Here is an 18,430-nt window from a genome sequence, read left to right on the forward strand (position 1 = left end):
CACCCGACGATCCCGACGTCCCTCCGGTCACCAGGCCCCCCAATCCCCGGTTGGCAGTGTGACAGTGGAATATTTCGTTCAGCAGTGTCGGAACCCGACCGAAATCGCCAAAGTGGCGACAAAACCCGAGGGCCCCACTCCTGGATGGAGCGGGGCCCTCGGTGACGAACTGAGAGGAACGTCAGAAACGCCGAGTGATCAGCGCCCTCTTCACTTCCTGGATCGCCTTGGTGACCTCGATGCCGCGCGGGCAGGCGTCCGTGCAGTTGAACGTCGTGCGGCAACGCCACACGCCGTCCTTGTCGTTGAGGATCTCCAGGCGCTGCTCGCCCGCCTCGTCGCGCGAGTCGAAGATGAAGCGGTGGGCGTTCACGATGGCGGCCGGACCGAAGTACTGGCCGTCGTTCCAGAACACCGGGCACGAGGACGTGCACGCCGCGCACAGGATGCACTTGGTCGTGTCGTCGAAGCGCTCGCGGTCCTCGGCGGTCTGGAAACGCTCACGCGTCGGCTCGTTCGTGTCCTTCGTGATGAGGAAGGGCATGACGTCGCGGTACGCCTGGAAGAACGGCTCCATGTCGACGACCAGGTCCTTGAGGACCGTCAGGCCCTTGATGGGCTCGACCGTGATCGGCTTCTCGGGGTTGATGTCCTTGATCAGCGTCTTGCAGGCAAGGCGGTTCTTGCCGTTGATCCGCATGGCGTCCGAGCCGCAGATGCCGTGCGCGCAGGAGCGACGGAAGGTCAGCGTGCCGTCGACGTCCCACTTGATCTTGTGCAGACCGTCGAGGACGCGCTCCTTCGGGTCGATCTCCAGCTGGAAGTCTTCCCAGACCGCCTCCGCCGAGATCTCCGGGTTGAAGCGGCGGATCCGGAAGGTGACGGTGATGTAGGGAGAGGCGGCGGACTCCGCCTCGACCTTGTCCAGAACAGGGGTAGCCATCAGTACTTACGCTCCATCGGCTGGTAGCGGGTCTGGACGACCGGCTTGTAGTCGAGACGGATGGACTCGGTGCCGTCGTCGCCGACCTCGCGGTACGCCATGGTGTGGCGCATGAAGTTGACGTCGTCGCGGTTCGGGTAGTCCTCGCGGTAGTGACCGCCGCGGGACTCCTTGCGGGCGAGGGCGGACACGGCCATGACCTCGGCCAGGTCGAGCAGGTTGCCCAGCTCGATGGCCTCCAGCAGGTCCGTGTTGAACCGCTTGCCCTTGTCCTGGATCGAGACGTTCTTGTACCGCTCGCGCAGCTCGGCGATCTTCTCGACCGCCGTCTTGATCGTCTGCTCGGTGCGGAACACCATCACGTTGGCGTCCATGCACTCCTGGAGCTCCCGGCGGATCTCCGCGACCCGCTCGGTGCCGGTGGAGGCCCGCAGCTGCTCGACCTGCGCGACGACCTGCTCGGACGGGTTCTCCGGCAGCTCGACGTAGTCGGCCTTCGCCGAGTACTCGGCGGCGGCGATGCCGGCGCGGCGCCCGAACACGTTGATGTCCAGGAGCGAGTTGGTGCCGAGGCGGTTGGCGCCGTGCACGGAGACACAGGCGACCTCGCCGGCGGCGTACAGGCCCGGGACGACGGTGGTGTTGTCCGACAGGACCTCACCCTCGACGTTCGTCGGGATGCCGCCCATCGCGTAGTGCGCGGTGGGCTGGATCGGGATCGGGTCCGTGTAGGGCTCGATGCCGAGGTAGGTGCGCGCAAACTCCGTGATGTCGGGCAGCTTGGCGTCGAGCTGCTCCGGCGGGAGGTGCGTGAGGTCGAGGTAGACGTGGTCGCCCTCGGGACCGCAGCCGCGGCCCTCGCGGATCTCCGTGTAGATGGAGCGGGAGACGACGTCACGGGACGCGAGGTCCTTCATGACCGGCGCGTACTTCTCCATGAAGCGCTCGCCGTCCTTGTTGCGGAGGATGCCGCCCTCACCGCGGGCGCCCTCCGTCAGCAGGATGCCCATGCGCCAGATGCCGGTCGGGTGGAACTGGAAGAACTCCATGTCCTCCAGCGGCAGCCCGCGGCGGTAGACGGCGGCCTGGCCGTCACCGGTCAGCGTGTGCGCGTTGGAGGTCACCTTGAAGAACTTGCCGGTGCCGCCGGACGCGTAGATCACGGCCTTCGCCTGGAAGACGTGGATCTCGCCGGTCGCGAGCTCGTAGGCGACGACGCCCGCCGAGCGCTTGACCCCGTCGACCTCGGTGATCAGCTGGTCGAGGACGTAGAACTCGTTGAAGAACTCCACGCCCTCCTTCACGCAGTTCTGGTACAGCGTCTGGAGGATCATGTGACCGGTGCGGTCGGCCGCGTAGCAGGAGCGGCGGACCGGGGCCTCGCCGTGGTTGCGGCTGTGGCCGCCGAAGCGGCGCTGGTCGATCGTCCCGTCGGGCGTCCGGTTGAACGGAAGGCCCATCTTCTCCAGGTCGAGGACCGAGTCGATGGCCTCCTTCGCCAGGATCTCGGCGGCGTCCTGGTCGACCAGGTAGTCACCGCCCTTGACCGTGTCGAAGGTGTGCCACTCCCAGTTGTCCTCCTCCACGTTGGCGAGCGCGGCGGCCATGCCGCCCTGCGCGGCGCCCGTGTGGGAGCGGGTCGGGTAGAGCTTCGTCAGCACGGCGGTGCGGCTGCGCTTCGTCGCCTCGATGGCGGCGCGCATGCCGGCGCCACCGGCGCCGACGATGACGGTGTCGTACTTGTGGATCTTCATGAGTGGTTGCCTCAGCCCCGTGCCTAGCGGATGTTCGGGTCGAAGGTGAAGATCACCAGCGTGCCCAGCAGGATCGTGAACACCGTGGCGGTGTACAGCAGGCCCTTCAGCCAAAGGCGCGTGTCGGCGCGCTCCGCGTAGTCGTTGATGACGGTACGCAGGCCGTTGGCGCCGTGCAGCATGGCGAGCCACAGCATCGCGAGGTCCCAGACCTGCCACCACGGGTTGGCCCAGCGGCCGGCCACGAAGGCGAAGCCGACCTTGGAGACGCCGCCGTCGAGGACGAGCTGGATGAGCAGGTGGCCGATGACCAGGACGACCAGGACGATGCCGGACAGGCGCATGAACAGCCAGCCGTACATCTCGAAATTGCCGCGGGTCGACTTCGGGGTCTTCTTGGTGCGCTTGCGGGGGGCCTCGATGACCGGGGCGGGGTTGTCGACGCTGTACGCCGAGAATGCGCCCGCGCCCTCGACGGGGCCGATGCCGGAAGCGGCGGTGTCAGTAGTGGACATCTGCGTCAGCTCCCGAAGACTTCGCGGAATGCGTGACCGAGGACGGGGTAGAGCGCCCCGGCCATCAGCACGATCCAGATACCGACGACGGACCAGAGCATCTGCTTCTGGTAGCGCGGGCCCTTCGACCAGAAGTCGACGGCGATGACGCGCAGGCCGTTGAGCGCGTGGAAGAGGATGGCGGCGACGAGGCCGTACTCCAGCAGCGCGACGATCGGCGTCTTGTACGTGGACACGACCTTGTCGTAGTCCTCGGGGGAGACACGGACGAGAGCGGTGTCCAGCACGTGTACGAACAGGAAGAAGAAGATGAGGACGCCGGTGACTCGGTGAGCCACCCAGGACCACATTCCTTCCCGGCCGCGGTACAGCGTTCCAGCCGGCACGGAAGAACCCTCCGGGAGCGGGGATTGGGGCCGCGCCGGCTTCTGTGTCGGTCGGGCCCGGCCGGGTACGGTCCACCGGCCCCGGCCATCGTAGCGACGACTTGTCGGAACGCTTACAGCGGCCCCGCTGGTGTGATCAAACAGGCAATCAAACAGGCACGTACGGGCTATCCGGGTGGCCCGAATCCGTTGATTCCGCTGTTTCCGGACGAGATCCGGACGGATCGTCGAACGTACGTACAAGCCGGGAGATGCGTCCCCGGGCGAGTCGCCTGAGCTCCTCGGCCGTCAGGACGCGTTCCTCCTCGGGCTCGTTCGCCAGGCGGGCCCGGATTCCGGCCAGCACCTGGTCGAGCGCCTCCTCCGGGCCGAGGTCGTCGAGACAGATGACGAACACGTGACCGAACCGGCTCTCGTATGCGGCGTGCGCGGCGCTCAGCGCGGTGTGCGCGGCGGAGTACGCGCCGTCCGGCAGCAGCGTGAGCGACTCGCCGGCCAGCGCCTCGGCGAGGTCGGCGGGGGTCAGGTCGTACGCCGCCTCGTCGGCCGCGGCGAGCAGCGCGCCCAGGTCCGGGTAGGGCCGGTGGTCGGCCAGGCGCTGGGCCCAGCGCAGGCTGCCGCAGCACGCGAGCAGGGCACGGGTGACCACGTCGGCGGGCGCGGCGTTGAACCGTGCGAGGCGGCCCGGGGACGGTGCCGCGCTCTTCTGCTCGGGGAGGGCGACCTGGCCGGGGAGGCGTGGGTGACGGTGCGACGGCAGCGTAGGTCCTCGGCGGTGGGAGAGAAGGTCCGGGCCGTGACGTCGTGGGCGTCACGGGTGTTTCGGCAGGGGAAGGAGTGAAAGTTGTGCCACTCACGCTATCGAGGTGTGCTGGAAGCTGTCCGATGGATGCCCGAATTTCACCCGCACGGGAGAGTTTCGGAATGTGCGGTGGACGGATGATGCGGGCTCTGGGCTTAGGTTCGCTGTGCAGTGGACCTCGGTGGCGAAGTGAGGGCAGCGTGATGCGGAACGTTCGCGGGGGTATGCGGGGAGCGCCCGGAGGCGCGGAGGTCTCCTCGATACCTCCGCGGCCGCCGCGCCACGCCCGGCGCGATCCGACGGCCCCACAGTTCGCCCGGACGGCGCAAGCCGCGCGAGGACATGCGGCCCCACGGTTCACCCTGCGAGGGCAGTCGGCGCCCGCGCCCGACGGCTCCCGGTGTGCGCCGGACGCCGCCGCTCCCTGCCGAAGCAGGTCCGCCGGCACGGGAGGCGCGCTGTGACCGGCCGCAGGCGGCGGCCACCGAAGCGGCGGCCCCGGCGCACGGGCGCCGTCGCGGGCGGCGCGGCCGTGGTCGTGGCGGGCGCCGTCGCCGTGGCCTTCGCGTTCTGGCCCGGAGGCGACGGGGAGCCGACGGGGGCCGGGACGTCGACGGCCGCCCGGTCGGGCACCTCGCCCGGCGCGCAGCCCTCGCCGACCCGGTCGTACCCCCTGTCGCAGGCGCCCCGGACCATTCCCGCCGTACGGGAGCACACCCCGGCCCGGGGGCCCGGCTGGCGTCCCGCCTCCGGGGCCCGCGTGGTCGTGCGCGACGAGGCACTCGCCGACGAGGGACGGCTGATCGCGGGAGAGCTGAAGCTGACGTACGCGGGGCGGACGGGAGCCAAGGACGGCGACGTGGAGCTCGGCCTCGACCACGGCGGCGCGGGCCCCGAGTCGTACACCCTGACCGTCAAGAACCGCCGGGTCACCATCACGGCCCCCGCCGAGGCCGGAGTCTTCTACGGCACGCGCACCCTCAAGCAGGAGGTGCACGGCGGCGGCACCGCGCCGGAGGGGGTCGTGAACGACCGGCCCGCGAAGGCGCAGCGCGGGTTCATGCTCGACATCGCCCGCAAGCACTTCACGGCCGACTGGATCGAGGACCGGGTCCGTGAGCTGGGCGACCTGAAGTTCAACCAGCTCGGCCTGCACTTCTCGGACGACCAGGGCTTCCGCATCGAGTCGGACACGCACCCCGAGATCGTCTCGAAGGAGCACCTCAGCAAGGCGGAGGTCCGCAGGATCATCGACCTCGCCGCGAGCCGGCACATCGATGTCGTCCCCGAGATCGACTCGCCGGGCCACCTGGGCGCGGTCATCGCCGCGCACCCCGACCTCCAGCTGCGCAACGTGTCGGGCGTCGCCACGCGGGGCGCCGTCGACATCTCGAAGCCCGCCGCGGCGGACCTGCTCGACGACCTGCTCGACGAGTACGCGGACCTCTTCCCCGGCCCGTACTGGCACCTCGGCGGCGACGAGTACCAGGCGCTGACGGTGTCGAACCCGGCGGCGTCCTTCCCGCAGCTGGCCACCGCCGCCCGCACCAAGTACGGGCCCGGCGCGAGCGTCGCCGACCTGGCGACCGGCTGGCTCAACGACCGGGCCGCCGTCGTCCACGGCCACGACCGGACGGCACGGGCGTGGAACGACGGGTTCTTCCGCGGCGGCCAGGTCCAGGCGGACGCCGATCTCCAGGTGGCGTACTGGACGGGCAAGGAGATCGGGGCCCGGCTGCCGGTCGAGTACCTGAGCGAAGGCCGCAAGGTCATCAACTACAACGACGAGTACCTCTACTACGTCCTCGGCGAGCCCCAGACCTTCGTGTACCCGACCGGGCAGCGCATCTACGAACAGTGGACCCCGCTCGTCCTGCGCGGATCGACGGCGGTGTCCGCGAAGTACGACTCCCAGATCCTCGGCGGGAGCCTCGCCGTCTGGTGCGACCGCTCGGCCGCCCAGACGCAGGACCAGGTCGCCGCCGGCATCCGCATGCCGCTGCGCGCGACGGTCCAGAAGCTGTGGGACCCCCGGAAACCGGCGCTGTCCTGGGCGGACTTCAAGGCACTCGCGAACCGGCTGGACTGAGCACGGGCCCTCAACGGGGTGGACGGCCGGGTGCGGCGAACCGTATGTTCCGCATGCCGTGCGCGAGGTCCTGGGGAGGGACCCGCCCGGTCTCCGTCTTCTGAACCCGTGGGGGGTCCCTCAGCCATGCTCTGCACGCACTGCCGGCACTTCGAAGCGACGGCCGGGGACGGCCTGTGCGACATCTGCATCGTCGCGACGGCCGCCCCCCATCGGCCGGGCAGCGCACGGCGGTTCGCCGGCTCGCAGCGGTCGGGCAGCTCGCAGCGGTCGGGCAGCTCGCAGCCGCCCGCCGCGCAGCTGCGCTCGCCCGTCGGTCTCGCCCAGGCCACGGTCGTCATGCTCGTCGTGTCGGCCGCCGCCGGACTCTTCGCCCTCTACTCGGTCTTCTCGGCGTACGGGCTCGTCGGCGACATCGCCGCGGGGGCGTTCGCGGCGGTGGACCAGGACGACGTGGACCGGGCGAACCGGCTCCTCGTCGTCTCGGGCAGGCTCCAGTTCACGCTGGAGATCGCCACTGCCGTCGTGTTCGTCTGCTGGTTCCACCGGGTGCGGGTCAACGCCGAGGTGTTCGGGCCGCAGGAGCACGGGATGAGCCGCGGCTGGGCCGTCTGGGGCTGGTTCGTTCCCGTGGTGAACCTGTGGTTCCCGCGCCGTGTCGCCGCCGACATCTGGGACGCGAGCGCACCGCTGCCGACCCTGTCTCTGGCGGACGGGACGCGGATGCCGTCGTCGTCGCACGTCCTCCTCAACTCCTGGTGGCTCACGTGGGTGGCCGCCGCGCTCACCGACCGGCTGGCCGGCCGGTCCGTACCGAGCGCCGACACGCCCGCCGAACTGCGCGAGGCGATGGGCATGCTGGGAGTCGCCGAGGTCCTGTGGGTGGTGGCCGCCGTCCTCGCGGTGCTCTTCGTGCGGCGTCTGACCCGTATGCAGGACGACAAGGCCCGGCGCGGTCCGCTCCTCGCCGCGGCGGCCTGACCCGCACCGAATCATCCCTTTCCGTAGCCAACTGCCTTATCCCTGTGGTGTATTCGGCCCGAGTCGCCGAACCGAGACACCGGGGGGAACCGGCATGGGCTACTGGGGCTACTACGTCGTGGGCAGAAGCGAGGCACCGCTCGCGGAGCTGGACACGCTGGCCGGGGCGCGCGGCATGGTGCTGCGCGGCACGGCGCCGGCGGGCTGGCAGGTGTGGGAGTACCCGGGCGGCGACGGGGACGTCGGGAACATGAACGCACTCGCCCGGGAGACCGGCGCGCCCGCTCTCTTCGGATACGTCATGGACAGCGACTGCGTGGCCGTCGAGGCCGCCGCCCCCGAGAGCGGCGCGTGGACCACCTGCCTGGCGCGGGAGGCGATGGCCGGGTACCTGGGCGGCGGCGAGGACGAGCCCGGCGTCGACGACTACTTCCTCGAACCGGGCGACGCCGCCGCGCGGGCCGTCGCCTGGGCCGCCGAGGCCGGTCACGCCGTCACCGCGGAATCGCTGCTCGACGTGCTGACCGCGGGCCCCGACCCGTTGGCCGAAAACCTCTTCTTCCGGTTCCTCGACCGACTCGGTGTGGTGCCCCTGTGACACTCCCGGACCGTCGCACGCAGTAAGGGGAAGTGCGGGCTCCGTGAGACAGAGGCGCCCTGTCGAGGCATTTCGAGGGAGGCGCGATGAGCCTGGTGGAACTGATCGCTCAGGCCGACGAGCGAGGTCTGGCGGCGAGCGGGCTGGCTTGTTTGGATCGGTGCGTGCCTCTGCTGGGCGGCGACGACGAGATCCTGCGGCCGCTGTGGGCGAGCCTGGCGGACGGGAACGCATGGGGCGACCGCCTGAAGGAGGCGCGCACCAGACTCGACGCCGATGCCCCCGAGCCGGCCGCGGCCGACGAGGACGAGGCCGTCGTGCTCGCCCGCCGCATGCTCGACGCGGCACCCGCCGAGTGCTCCGCCGCCGACCTGCGCCCCTGGGCCGACGCCTGTTCCGTCGCGGCCCTGCAGATCCACCGGCTGCTGGACGCCGCCGAGGACGGCGCGTCGTGCGTGACGTCCCGCCGTGAGGGCCGCACGGACGGCATGTCGCCGCTCGTCGCCGCCGAACTGCGCCGCCAGGTCACCGTCCTGGAACTGCTCGCCGACCACGGCACCGGAGGACTGCGTCCGGCCCTGGACGTGTCCACGGAGGGGCGGCGCGTGCTGCGGGCGGTGGTGTCGCGCAGGGCACGCGGAAGGGCGTAGGCGCGCACACGGGACCGGCCGGCGCGGACCGGCCGGCGCGGACCGGTACGGGGCGGTTCGGGATGGTCCAGGAGGGTGCGGGCCGGTTCGGGCCGGTCCGGGCACGGGCGGACGCGTCGGTGGCCGCGGCAGGTCCAAACCCGTCGGCCTGAGGGGTTCCTGTGACTGTCCGGCGAGGGAGATGGCGGTCCTGAGCCGGTGTCGCGAACACCCGCCGGGCGCGTGACGAATCCGGTCCCGACCACGCTCTTGGGAATGTGAACGCAATGAGTGTGGACTCGACTCGGGCAACGAGGCCCCCGGCGGCGGCGAAGCCCGTGCGCTGGGCGGCGGACACGGTCGCGACGATGCGCGAGGGCGCCCGGCTGCGCCTCGACTATTCGGCCCAGAGCCTGTGGCGCGTGGACCGGCTGATCGAGGAGATACGCCGGGAGGGCGCGCCGTTCGCGGCCGTCGAGACGGCGCTGCGCGGATTCGGCGCGTACGCCGGTGAGGTCGTCGTCAGGTGCACGGGCGGCGAATGGTGGGAGACGGGCGGCGACCACTGGCTGCGCACGCCCGACGGGCGCCTGTGGGACCCGATCGAGGAGGCCCGTCGCTGCTACGCGGGCGACGGCTCGCTGCGGCTGCTGTGCCGCGAGGCCGTGGGCTAGAGGGTTTCGCCGGGATCAGCCCGGGTCCGCGCACGAAGAAGGGGCCGTGCGCCATACGTCCGTATGGTGCACGGCCCCCTCGTGGCCCTGGCGGGGATCGCTGCCGTTACGGCGTCAGCGTCTGTCCCAGGTGGGCGCCCGCCGGAGTGCCGAGCATGGTCTTGCTGTAGACCGTGGCCTGCGTCAGACCGAGGCCGGTGCTGTTGCTGGGCACGTACAGCAGGATGCCGTCGCCGCCGTCCTCGCCCTCGGTGCCGAGGACCAGGTCGGTGCGGCCGTACCCGGAGAGGTCGGCGAGCGAGACGGCCGAGCCGAGCTTGTCGTCGGTCTCGGTGGAGCCGGGCACCCCGGAGGTGTCCTGGGACACGGCGATCGAGCCGGACCCGGTCAGGCCCGTCGAGGTGCCCTTCAGCAGCAGGGTGGTGCCGGCGTTGGAGCGGTTGACCGAGTCGCGTGTGATGTCCTCGTTCGGCGCGCCGGCGAGGACGTCGGCGTAACCGTCGAGGTTGTAGTCGCCGACGGACACGGACGAACCGAGCGCGTCACCGGACTCGTTGGCGCCCGGCACACCCGCGGTGTCCTGCTGGACCGTCGTCATGCCGGTGGTGGTGAAGCCGGTGGAGGTGCCGGGGACCATGGTGACCTGGCCGCCGGAGACGGCGCCGGACTCCGAGGTGTAGGGCTGGCCGATGACGATGTCGTCGTAGCCGTTGCCGTTCACGTCACCGGCGGCGATGGAACGGCCGCCCTTCACGCTGAGCGTGGACACCTTCGTCAGGCCCGACGCGCCGCCCTTGAACCAGGTGACCCGGCCGATGCCGCCCGCGTCACGGTAGTTGAGGGCCACGTCCGTGTAGCCGTCCCGGTTGAAGTCGCCGGTGGCGGCGTCGGCGTACGCGATCGCGCTCGTCGAGGTGGTGAGGGTGCCGGTCTGGGTGGCGCCGCCGGTGAGGCGGGCGTTCCAGTTGCCGCCCTTGCCGGTGCCCGCGGCGAACACGTCCGCCTTGCCGTTCGCGTCGAAGTCGCCGACCGCGACGGCCGAGCCGAGCTTGGCGCCGGCGGCGGTCACGCCGGAGGTGGCGTACGAGAAGCCGGTGTTCAGGGCGGGACCGTAGAGCACGGTGACCGAGCCGCGGTCCGCGTTGCCGCTCGTGTCGTCCTCGCCGGGCGCGCCGACCGCGAGGTCCGCGTAGCCGTCGCCGTTCACGTCGCCCCACGCGGTGGCGGCACCCCAGCTGTCGCCCGCCTCGGAGGAGCCGGGGACACCCGCGCTGTTCTGCGTGAGCGTCACCTTCGACGCCGGGACCGGGCCGTTCAGGCCGCCGGGCACCACGGCGAGGCTGCCGAAGCCGCCCGACGCCTTGGGCGTACCGGCGACGAGGTCGCTCACGCCGTCGCGGTTGTAGTCGGAGGTCGGGATCGCGGAGTTCCGGCCGGCGCTCGCGGCGTACCTGCGGATCTCGGCGAGCTTCGGGTAGAGGTTGGCGCCGGGGCACGCGGTGGCGTTGGTGTCGCGGTGTCCGAAGACCGTCGGCAGCGTGATCGACGTGCCCTTGTCGACGAGGTTGCCGTCCTGGCCCTTGGGGCTGCCGGAGACCAGCGTCACCTTGCCGTTGGGGTCGACGCCGTACATGCCGAACTTCCAGGCGACGATGCGCGAGATGGCCTCCAGGCCCGCGCGGGTCGGCTTCGCGTTCTCGTAGTTGCCTATGTACGAGATGCCGACCGTGTTGGTGTTGAAGCCGATGTCGTGCGCGCCGACCACGGGCAGGTCCATGCCGCCGCTGCGGCCCTCGAAGATCTGACCGCACTTGTCGACGACGAAGTTGTAGCCGATGTCGAAGTAGCCGCGCGAGAAGTGCTCCTGCTGGATGGTGCGCATCCGGGCGCGGGACTCGCCGCAGGAGAGTTTGTTGTCGCTGTCCACACCGGTGTGGTGGACCACGGCGGCCTTGATCTCGGTGCCGTACGCGGGCGTTCCGTCGTAGTCGGTCGACGCGCCCCACTCCGCCTGGGTGATGACCGGCGGCTTGACCACCGTCGACGGGCGGGGCGCGGGGACGGTGTCGGTGGGCGACGGCGTCGGCGAGGCGGTGTCGGTCGACGACGGGCTCGGCGGCTCGGTGGTCGGCGAGGCGGTGTCGGTGGGCGAGGCGGTGTCCGTCGGGGTCGCGGGGTCCGTCGTCGTCGGTACCGGGTCGGCCGGGGTCGGCGAGTCGGTCGTCGCGGGCGTGGTCTCCTCCACCGGGAGCGAGTACGCCGCGGGCTCCGTGCTCCGCTTCGGATCGGTGCCCGGGTCGAGCAGCCGCACGTCCATGCCGGCCGGCTGCCCCGCGGCCTCCGTGCCGTCGGCGCCGATCACACGGACCTCGACGCCGTCCGCGTCGCCGGTCCACACGGATGCCGTGCCGCCGCGCTGAGCGGCCTTCCTGCCTTCCTCGCCGTCGGCCGAGAACGGGTCGTCCGGCAGCTTCTGCCACCCCGACCACTTGCCGGACTCCCGCTCCCGGTACCGCACCTCGGGCGTGCCCTTCGGCTTCGCGTCCGGGTCGCTCCAGGTCAGCAGTACGGCGCTGAAGCGGTCGGTGTCCTGCTTGCCGAGGCCCTTGCGGCCGGCGCCCTTGTCCTTGAGTTTGACCGTGTGCACGGCGGGCTTGCGCGCCCCGGCACGGTCGTCCGGCTGTGCGGACGGGTTTGCTACGGCATAGGTGACGACGCCCGCGCCGCCCAGTACCACGGCCCCGATCGTCAGCCATGCTCTCCGCTTCAGAGTCAGCGGTTTGTAAGCATGGCCAGTCCTGCGACTCAATTGTCCCACCCCTGGAAAACATCTCTCGGAAACAAGTCCTCAAAGACACCACCCGTCACACGGGTGGTCCGATGAGTCACAGCGCACAGCGATCGCAAAGCGTCACCACAGGGCGCTGCGACCTGCGTCGCCCAACGACCCGGACGGCACGACAGGTTCGAGCCCGTCGCACCGGATGTGACGGCCGGAATTCCGATGTGTGCCGTTATGCCCGGACGCTCGCGGTCGCGTCGGCGGCTGTTGTATAACCGGGCCGCAATCGAGCTCTCCCTCCCTGCCGAAGGGTTACTCCGTGCTGCCCGGAACACGTCTTCGCCCAGGAAAGCGGCGCGCGGTCGCCGCGCTGTCGGTGGCGGTCGCGACCGCGGTCGCCGTCTCCGGATGCTCGTCGCACGGCGGCGGGAAGCGGAAGTCGGCGGGCGAGCGCTCCGCCGCTTCGCGGGCGACGCGGGCCGAGGACGGGCCGACGGCCACGTCACGCCCCGGTGCCGGGCGCGGGCCGGCGCCGAAGCCGAGGACCGCGGAACAGTTCACCGCCAGGGCCCGGCAGGCCATGGCGGCCGAGAAGGGGTGGACGTTCGCCCTGCGCGGCAGCGAGACGCTCCTCATGCAGGGGCAGCGGCCCTCCACCGCCACGTACACGGCGACGGCCGACCGCACCACGGCCCCCGCCGCGCTCCGGCAGAAAGGCCTGATCACCACCAGCAAGGAGGTGCGCAAGCCCGAGCTGGTCTACGTCGTCGGCGGCACCGGCTACGTCAAGGAGGGCGCCGAGGCGTGGAAGCAGGGGCCGCTGTCCGACCCCGGCATCGCCAACGACGTCGAGGATCCCTTGGCCGAGCTGGAGGCGTTCGGCGCGTACGCCAAGAGCGCGAAGGTGCGGCGGACGGGCGCCGGCGGCCGTGACGTGCGCCTCCAGGTCTCCGCCGCCGGCTGGTCGTTGGCGGCCGCCCGCAGCCGTCCCGCGCTGAAGCGGGCCGTCCGGGAGATGGAACCCACGCTCGTCCAACTGCGTGCCGCCGGGGTGACGGCGGCCGACGGCAGCATCACGCTCAAGAGCTTCACCGAGACATGGAACCTGGATGCTGCGCACGGATACCGGCTCGTCTCGCACCGCTACGCGTACACGTTCCTCGTCCCGTACCGCGGCGGAGACATCACGGTGAGCCAGGAGGTACGGGCCGACAACCACGGCGTGTTCACGGGCAGGGTGACGCTGCCCGCCGACGCCGATCGATGACTTCTTCCGGAGCCCCGGGTGCCGGGAGAGCGGCGCCCGGGGACTCCGGATCCTGTGTCCGACTGTGTGAGCGAGCGAGGAGGGGAGCGGCCCGATGAACGGCACGGAGATCATCGATGTCGTGTACGGCGAGGGGTGGGACTTCGGGCGCGGGGTCGTGCTCGGGCCGATCGGTGCCGAGGCCGCCGCGGCCCGTGACGCCGCGGGGGAGCCGTACGCGGTGGTGCTGCGGCAGGCCGACAGCCTCGGGGCGATCGTCGCGCACGTCGACTGGTCGCACCACTACCTCGGCCTCTGGGTGTCCGACCTGCACGGGCGGCGGTTCATGGAGGTGGACCTGCGGCGGCTCACGGCGGACCGGCTCTACCTCACCTGCCGGCGCGGCTGGGCCTACCCCGACGAGGGGAGCCCGGAATTCGCGTCGGACGCGGGGCGGGTGACGATCGAGCTGTGGCCGGACGGGCGGGGGACCCAGATCGTCGAACCGCAGGGCGACATGGGTGGCTCGCGGCACACCACCGCGGACGTCCCCGAGGAACAACGGTGGTTCCCCGTACCGGAGTTCGGGCGGTGGAAGGGGCTGCTCGCGCCGCTCGGCAGCGATCAGGCGCCCGGCTGCGAACTGCGGGAGGTCGTGGAGGTCGCCCGGACCGGCGAGGCCTGCGGCCCGAACTGGCGGGCGCCGCGGGGGATGCGGCCCCGGCACCTGAACGAGCTGTTCACGCCCGGCGCCCGCTTCTCGACGGACCGGCAGGAGTACACCGTCTGGGACCCGATCCCGGCCGGGACGCTGCGGCTGCCCAGCGGGCGGCTGGTGGCCCGCGACCCCACGTACGGGGAGTGCGAGCAGGACGCCGGGTTCACGGTGACGGTGGCGCCCGGCGACTATCCGGTGCAGCTCGCCTCCGCGGGGTACACGGCCGAGCACGAGGGGCGGACGCTGATCCTCGACGAGTACACCGCGGCCCGCGTCCTCGTGTCCGAACGTCCGGCGGTGCGATGGGAGTCGGCGCTGCTCCCCGGACAGGACGAACGGCTCCTGCGGGACGGGCAGTTCTACGGCTTCGGCGTGGACGCCGGCACCGGCGCCTTCGCCGACGCGAGCACGGCCGCGGACCTCGGCCGCAGGTTCTGGGACGGCCAGGTGTCGGGCGTGCTGACGGAGGACGACCACGGCATCGCCGTCGTGGGCGACGCGGCCACCGGTACCAACCTGATCGCCTACCCGAGCGGCCGGGGCGACGGCGCCTATCCGGTGTGGATCGGCCGGGACGCCGACGGTGAGGTCGCCTGCTTCGTGGCGGACATGCTGATCCTGAGCGGGGCGGAGCTGCTGCCGACGGGCGCGGGGGAGGACCGGGCCACGGAATAGCCGGGTGCGGCCCGCGGGAGGTCCGGTCCCGGGAGGGCCGACCCCGGCGGTCCGGCCCGGGCGGTCCGGGAGGTCCGGGCGGTCCGGCCCGGGCGGTCCGTCGGCGCGAGGGCATCCGACGCTTGAGCCGACCGAATAGTTGTATGAGGACGGGGCTTTCCTCGCATGACCTTTGTCACTGTCGCCGCACGTGATGTTCGAGACGCGCATTCCGCTTGGTCTGGTGACCGGGGGAGTGGCGCGCTCGTGCGCCGTGGAGTGAGGAGCGGGAGCCATGGAGGAGCGGGGGCCGGCCGAGCTGAGGATGCGTCGGCACGCGGAGCGGTTCGTGCGACAGGTCACGGCGCGGAACCGGCTGCCGCTGGACTACTCCGTCAACAGCCTGCGCGTCGTCGACTTCATCCTGGACGGTCTGCGCAAGGGCGGGTCCGATCGGGCCGCCGTCCAGCAGGTGCTGTTCGGGATCGGCGCCTACACCGGCGAGGTCCTGGTGCGGCGGGCCGGGGCGCGCTGGGTCGAGCTCGACGACGGGCAGCGCGAGCTGTTCGGCCAGCCCTGCGGTGTGCGGATGCCCGACGGGAGGGTCTGGAATCCGCTCGGGAAGGTCGTCAAGCGTTTCGAGGCCGGGGAACGCGAGTCCGTGCGGACGTTCTATCTGCAGCTGCACGGACGGGTTCCGCAGGTCAGGGCCGCGGCCGGCGGTGGCAGGCGATCCGGGTGAAGGGGGCGTGCCCATCGTGCCGGAACGGCGTCAGGGGGACGTGGGACGTGTGAGGTGCCTGACAGGCTGTGACATTTCTGTGCCGCCTGACGCAGAGGGGCGTGGAAGCGTGCACGCGGCCGACCGTGTCGCACGGCGTGAATCCGGACGATCTCGGTACAAAACGAGGACTGTGTTGGGTCTAGGAGGGGAACCCCGCCGCGTGCAGGCACGCGACGCGGAGCTGGGCGCGGCCGTCGCGCGGGCGCAGGAGGGGGACGAGGCCGCCTTCGCGGTCGCCTACCGGATCGTGCAGCCCGGACTGCTCGGGTACCTGCGCGGGATCGTCGGCGACGACGCGGAGGACGTGGCGTCCGACGCCTGGCTGGAGATCGCGCGGGACCTCGGACGCTTCCGGGGCGACGGAGCGGGCTTCCGCGGCTGGACCGCGACCATCGCCCGGCATCGCGCACTGGACCATCTGCGCCGGCTCAAGGTGCGGCCCCGGGCGACCGTCCTGGAACAGGACCTGCTCGAACTGCCCGGCTCGCACAACACGCACGACCAGGCGCTGGAGTCCCTCTCCACACAGGACGCCCTGCGCCTGGTGGCGGGACTGCCGCGCGACCAGGCGGAGGCGGTCCTCCTGCGCGTGGTCGTCGGACTCGACGGGCCGGCCGCCGCGCGGGTCCTGGGCAAGCGGCCGGGAGCGGTGCGCACCGCGGCCCACCGCGGCCTCAAGCGCCTGGCCCAGCAGCTCGGCGTCGGCGGTGTGACGGATGAAGGCCCCAGAACGCTGGGGGAGTCGAGATGAACGGCAAGAAGTCCAAGAAAGTGTCGGGCAGGGATGGATCCGGACATGGGTGAACGACACGGTCACGGCGGCTCGTCCGACCGTCGGGTCGCGCACCCGGGCGAAGCGGGCCGGCCCGACCTCGGCGAGCTCCTCGCCTCCGCCGTGCGGGCGGAGACCGTCGACGCCGAGGGCGAGGCCCGTGCCGTCGCCGCCTTCCGTGCCGCCCGGGACGAAGGCGCGCTCATCGCGCCGACCCGGCGCCGCGACGACTGGCGGCCGCGGGAGCGGCGGCGGCCGATCCGTTCGCTGAAGGCCATGTGTGCCGTGCTGCTGGCCAGTCTGACGCTGGGCGGGGTCGCGGTCGCGGCGATCGGCTCGGCGTCCGACGAGGACGGCGACGACCAGGGCAGGGCCACGGCACGGCCGTCGAGGAGCGTTCCGGACCGTCCCGCCGCCGAGTCCGTCCCGCGGGAATCGCCCACCGCTGCCGCCCCGGACCTCACCGGGCGGGGCCGTGCGTCCGCCCACCCGACGCAGGCCCAGGACACCGTCGCCCACTGCCGCGCCTACGACTCGGTGAAGGACCCGGGCAAGGCCCTGAACTCGACGGCCTGGCAGCGTCTCGTCACCGCCGCCGGGGGCGAGGACAAGGTCGCGGCCTACTGCGCCGAGCAGTTGGCCGACGCGCCGCGGACCGGGACCGGGAACACCAAGCAGCCGGGCGCCACGCAGGGGCCGGCTTCGCCCGCGACCGCGTCACCGACGAAACCGGCGAAGTCCAACGGCAAGCCGTAGCACCGTTCGCGAGCGTTCCCCTCGCCCGACCGGTCAGGCCGACTCGAGCAGGGTCGTATAGGCCCCTTCGGCAGCCCGGCCCTGCGCCGTACCGGGCGGAGTGTGGGCGAGGAACTCGCCGGTCGATCCGCTCTGTACGAGACGTCCGCCGACCAGAACGGACACGTGATCGGCCTCTTCGGCGAGGTCGGTCACGTCGTGCGTGGACAGCAGGATGCGGACCTCGTCCTTGACCGCGGCAAGGAGGTCGCGGAAAACCCGTCGCTGACGTGGGTCCATGCCGGCCGTGGGTTCATCGAGGAGGAGCACACGTGCGTCGTGGACCAGGGCACAGGCCACACCCACACGCCTCAGCTGGCCGCCCGAGAGCCGGCCGGTGCGGGTGTCGGCGTGCTTCGACATCTCGACGCGGGACAGCGCGCGAGGAGCGTTGTCCCAGGCATCGGCCCTGCTCATTCCCTTCAGCCAGCCCACGTAAGCGACGTACTCCCGTGCCGTCAGTGAGGGCAGGGGAGTGATGTTCTGCGGCATCCAGGCCACCGTCCGCCGGTACTCCTTGCTCTTCGCGTCGAGTCCGTCCCACGTCACGGTTCCCCGTTGGGGCGCGGTGACGGCGGCAGCCAGCTGCAACATCGTGGACTTGCCCGCCCCGTTCGGTCCGAGAAGGATGGTCAGGCCGTCCGGAAGGCGGTAGTCGAAGTCCTTCAGCACGGCAGCCCGCCGCCGGCCGTAGGCGAAGGTGCAGGAATCGAGAACGAGGGTCATGCGGCTCTCCGTGCGAAGCGGTTCGGTGAAAGGAGGTGGGCACCGACGCCGGTGGTGAGCATCAGGAGGGCTCCCACGGAGGCGTACCAGGTGCCAGGCGGTTCGAGGAGTACGGTCCACGGATAGGCGTCGCCGGCCGCCCTCATGCCGAAAAGTACGCCGATCAGCGGCCACAGTGCGGGGACGAGGACTGCGGATCTCCCGAAGAGAGCTCCGCACAACAGGGTGAGGCCGGCGAGGAAGGCCGTGTTGCGGCCCAGTGTCTCGGCCGATGCGGCCCCGGAGACCGTGGCGATCACCTCGCCCACGACCAGCGCGAGTGCCACCACGCCGAGTGCGAGCAGGACGTCGAAGAACCTGACGGGTCGGATCCCGGTGGCCTCGGCGGCGTCCAGCCGCGTGTGCAGACAGTCGAAGAGGACCGAGGTCAGCACGAGCGGAACAAGCGTGACGGCTTGCACGATCTCGGAGCCGCCGGACCAGATGGACGGCAGGAAGAGGGGGGTGTCCTGAACGATCGCCGCCAGAAGCGTGAACATCAGGAAACCCAGGGGCAGCCGAGTGTGCGCGCGACGGGCGCGC

18 protein-coding genes are annotated in these 18,430 nt (G+C 71.4%); 10 read left to right on the plus strand and 8 right to left on the minus strand.

The annotated features are described in order from the left end of the window. Positions 1-181 precede the first annotated feature (181 nt). The 5 genes from ACSYGO_RS28505 to ACSYGO_RS28525 form a co-directional block, all read right to left on the minus strand. Positions 182-943, minus strand: a complete 762-nt coding sequence (locus ACSYGO_RS28505) for a succinate dehydrogenase iron-sulfur subunit (protein ID WP_095936182.1) — start codon at positions 941-943, stop codon at positions 182-184. Continuing rightward, complete coding sequence (sdhA, locus tag ACSYGO_RS28510) at positions 943-2,697, minus strand: succinate dehydrogenase flavoprotein subunit (RefSeq protein WP_426677356.1); 1,755 nt, start codon at positions 2,695-2,697, stop codon at positions 943-945. Before sdhA ends, ACSYGO_RS28505 begins: the two co-directional genes overlap by 1 nt. A 23-nt stretch (positions 2,698-2,720) precedes the next feature. Next, positions 2,721-3,212, minus strand: coding sequence for a succinate dehydrogenase hydrophobic membrane anchor subunit (locus ACSYGO_RS28515; protein ID WP_426677355.1), 492 nt, complete (start codon positions 3,210-3,212; stop codon positions 2,721-2,723). Positions 3,213-3,217: 5 nt separating this feature from the next. Then, entirely contained in the window at positions 3,218-3,598 is a 381-nt protein-coding gene (sdhC, locus tag ACSYGO_RS28520; RefSeq protein ID WP_078629246.1) for a succinate dehydrogenase, cytochrome b556 subunit, read from the minus strand. A 148-nt stretch (positions 3,599-3,746) separates the two neighbouring features. Next, positions 3,747-4,358 carry a 2-oxo-4-hydroxy-4-carboxy-5-ureidoimidazoline decarboxylase gene (locus ACSYGO_RS28525; protein WP_426677497.1) on the minus strand — a complete coding sequence of 204 codons (612 nt, stop codon included), beginning with the start codon at positions 4,356-4,358 and terminating at the stop codon, positions 3,747-3,749. A gap of 502 nt (positions 4,359-4,860) precedes the next feature. Between ACSYGO_RS28525 and ACSYGO_RS28530 the strand changes: the two genes are divergently transcribed. The 5 genes from ACSYGO_RS28530 (at position 4,861) to ACSYGO_RS28550 (ending at position 9,371) form a co-directional block, all read left to right on the plus strand. Beyond that, entirely contained in the window at positions 4,861-6,489 is a 1,629-nt protein-coding gene (locus tag ACSYGO_RS28530) for a beta-N-acetylhexosaminidase (protein WP_460388139.1), read from the plus strand. Between the two features lie 126 nt (positions 6,490-6,615). Next, positions 6,616-7,470 carry a DUF4328 domain-containing protein gene (locus ACSYGO_RS28535; RefSeq protein ID WP_460388140.1) on the plus strand — a complete coding sequence of 285 codons (855 nt, stop codon included), beginning with the start codon at positions 6,616-6,618 and terminating at the stop codon, positions 7,468-7,470. A 94-nt stretch (positions 7,471-7,564) separates the two neighbouring features. Then, complete coding sequence (locus ACSYGO_RS28540) at positions 7,565-8,068, plus strand: hypothetical protein (protein WP_426677353.1); 504 nt, start codon at positions 7,565-7,567, stop codon at positions 8,066-8,068. 86 nt (positions 8,069-8,154) lie between these two features. Continuing rightward, entirely contained in the window at positions 8,155-8,718 is a 564-nt protein-coding gene (locus ACSYGO_RS28545) for a hypothetical protein (RefSeq protein WP_432175799.1), read from the plus strand. Positions 8,719-8,984: 266 nt separating this feature from the next. Further along, the gene (locus ACSYGO_RS28550; protein ID WP_078629248.1) at positions 8,985-9,371 is read left to right on the plus strand and encodes a hypothetical protein; all 387 of its coding nucleotides are present in this window, start codon (positions 8,985-8,987) and stop codon (positions 9,369-9,371) included. 106 nt (positions 9,372-9,477) lie between these two features. Here the strand turns inward: ACSYGO_RS28550 and ACSYGO_RS28555 are convergent, their stop codons facing one another. After that, positions 9,478-12,108 (minus strand): FG-GAP-like repeat-containing protein, encoded by a 2,631-nt coding sequence (locus ACSYGO_RS28555; RefSeq protein ID WP_460388142.1) that lies wholly within the window; start codon positions 12,106-12,108, stop codon positions 9,478-9,480. A 364-nt stretch (positions 12,109-12,472) separates the two neighbouring features. On the opposite strand from ACSYGO_RS28555, the gene ACSYGO_RS28560 reads away from it, so the two are divergent. The 5 genes from ACSYGO_RS28560 (at position 12,473) to ACSYGO_RS28580 (ending at position 17,083) form a co-directional block, all read left to right on the plus strand. Continuing rightward, a complete protein-coding gene (locus ACSYGO_RS28560) occupies positions 12,473-13,420 on the plus strand; it encodes a hypothetical protein (RefSeq protein ID WP_460388143.1) in 948 nt (315 codons plus the stop codon). Between the two features lie 94 nt (positions 13,421-13,514). Further along, positions 13,515-14,792 carry a DUF4241 domain-containing protein gene (locus ACSYGO_RS28565; protein ID WP_460388145.1) on the plus strand — a complete coding sequence of 426 codons (1,278 nt, stop codon included), beginning with the start codon at positions 13,515-13,517 and terminating at the stop codon, positions 14,790-14,792. A gap of 274 nt (positions 14,793-15,066) precedes the next feature. After that, a complete protein-coding gene (locus ACSYGO_RS28570; RefSeq protein WP_426677348.1) occupies positions 15,067-15,513 on the plus strand; it encodes a hypothetical protein in 447 nt (148 codons plus the stop codon). Between the two features lie 175 nt (positions 15,514-15,688). Next, the gene (locus tag ACSYGO_RS28575) at positions 15,689-16,306 is read left to right on the plus strand and encodes an RNA polymerase sigma factor (protein WP_460388147.1); all 618 of its coding nucleotides are present in this window, start codon (positions 15,689-15,691) and stop codon (positions 16,304-16,306) included. A gap of 45 nt (positions 16,307-16,351) precedes the next feature. Beyond that, positions 16,352-17,083, plus strand: coding sequence for a hypothetical protein (locus tag ACSYGO_RS28580; protein ID WP_460388148.1), 732 nt, complete (start codon positions 16,352-16,354; stop codon positions 17,081-17,083). Between the two features lie 33 nt (positions 17,084-17,116). Here the strand turns inward: ACSYGO_RS28580 and ACSYGO_RS28585 are convergent, their stop codons facing one another. Beyond that, positions 17,117-17,848, minus strand: coding sequence for an ATP-binding cassette domain-containing protein (locus tag ACSYGO_RS28585; protein WP_460388150.1), 732 nt, complete (start codon positions 17,846-17,848; stop codon positions 17,117-17,119). Continuing rightward, positions 17,845-18,387, minus strand: coding sequence for a hypothetical protein (locus tag ACSYGO_RS28590; protein ID WP_460388152.1), 543 nt, complete (start codon positions 18,385-18,387; stop codon positions 17,845-17,847). The genes ACSYGO_RS28585 and ACSYGO_RS28590 overlap by 4 nt, the downstream gene beginning before the upstream one ends. Positions 18,388-18,430: the final 43 nt, after the last annotated feature.

The sequence above is a fragment of the Streptomyces krungchingensis genome (genome assembly GCF_054729265.1).

Excerpts from the sequence above, each read along its gene's own strand:
- ACSYGO_RS28505 (WP_095936182.1), bottom strand. The coding sequence starts at position 943 with ATGGCTACCCCTGTTCTGGACAAGGTCGAGGCGGAGTCCGCCGCCTCT.
- sdhA (WP_426677356.1), bottom strand. The coding sequence starts at position 2,697 with ATGAAGATCCACAAGTACGACACCGTCATCGTCGGCGCCGGTGGCGCC.
- ACSYGO_RS28515 (WP_426677355.1), bottom strand. The coding sequence starts at position 3,212 with ATGTCCACTACTGACACCGCCGCTTCCGGCATCGGCCCCGTCGAGGGC.
- ACSYGO_RS28535 (WP_460388140.1), top strand. The coding sequence starts at position 6,616 with ATGCTCTGCACGCACTGCCGGCACTTCGAAGCGACGGCCGGGGACGGC.
- ACSYGO_RS28540 (WP_426677353.1), top strand. The coding sequence starts at position 7,565 with ATGGGCTACTGGGGCTACTACGTCGTGGGCAGAAGCGAGGCACCGCTC.
- ACSYGO_RS28545 (WP_432175799.1), top strand. The coding sequence starts at position 8,155 with ATGAGCCTGGTGGAACTGATCGCTCAGGCCGACGAGCGAGGTCTGGCG.
- ACSYGO_RS28550 (WP_078629248.1), top strand. The coding sequence starts at position 8,985 with ATGAGTGTGGACTCGACTCGGGCAACGAGGCCCCCGGCGGCGGCGAAG.
- ACSYGO_RS28565 (WP_460388145.1), top strand. The coding sequence starts at position 13,515 with ATGAACGGCACGGAGATCATCGATGTCGTGTACGGCGAGGGGTGGGAC.
- ACSYGO_RS28570 (WP_426677348.1), top strand. The coding sequence starts at position 15,067 with ATGGAGGAGCGGGGGCCGGCCGAGCTGAGGATGCGTCGGCACGCGGAG.
- ACSYGO_RS28580 (WP_460388148.1), top strand. The coding sequence starts at position 16,352 with ATGGGTGAACGACACGGTCACGGCGGCTCGTCCGACCGTCGGGTCGCG.
- ACSYGO_RS28585 (WP_460388150.1), bottom strand. The coding sequence starts at position 17,848 with ATGACCCTCGTTCTCGATTCCTGCACCTTCGCCTACGGCCGGCGGCGG.
- ACSYGO_RS28590 (WP_460388152.1), bottom strand. The coding sequence starts at position 18,387 with ATGTTCACGCTTCTGGCGGCGATCGTTCAGGACACCCCCCTCTTCCTG.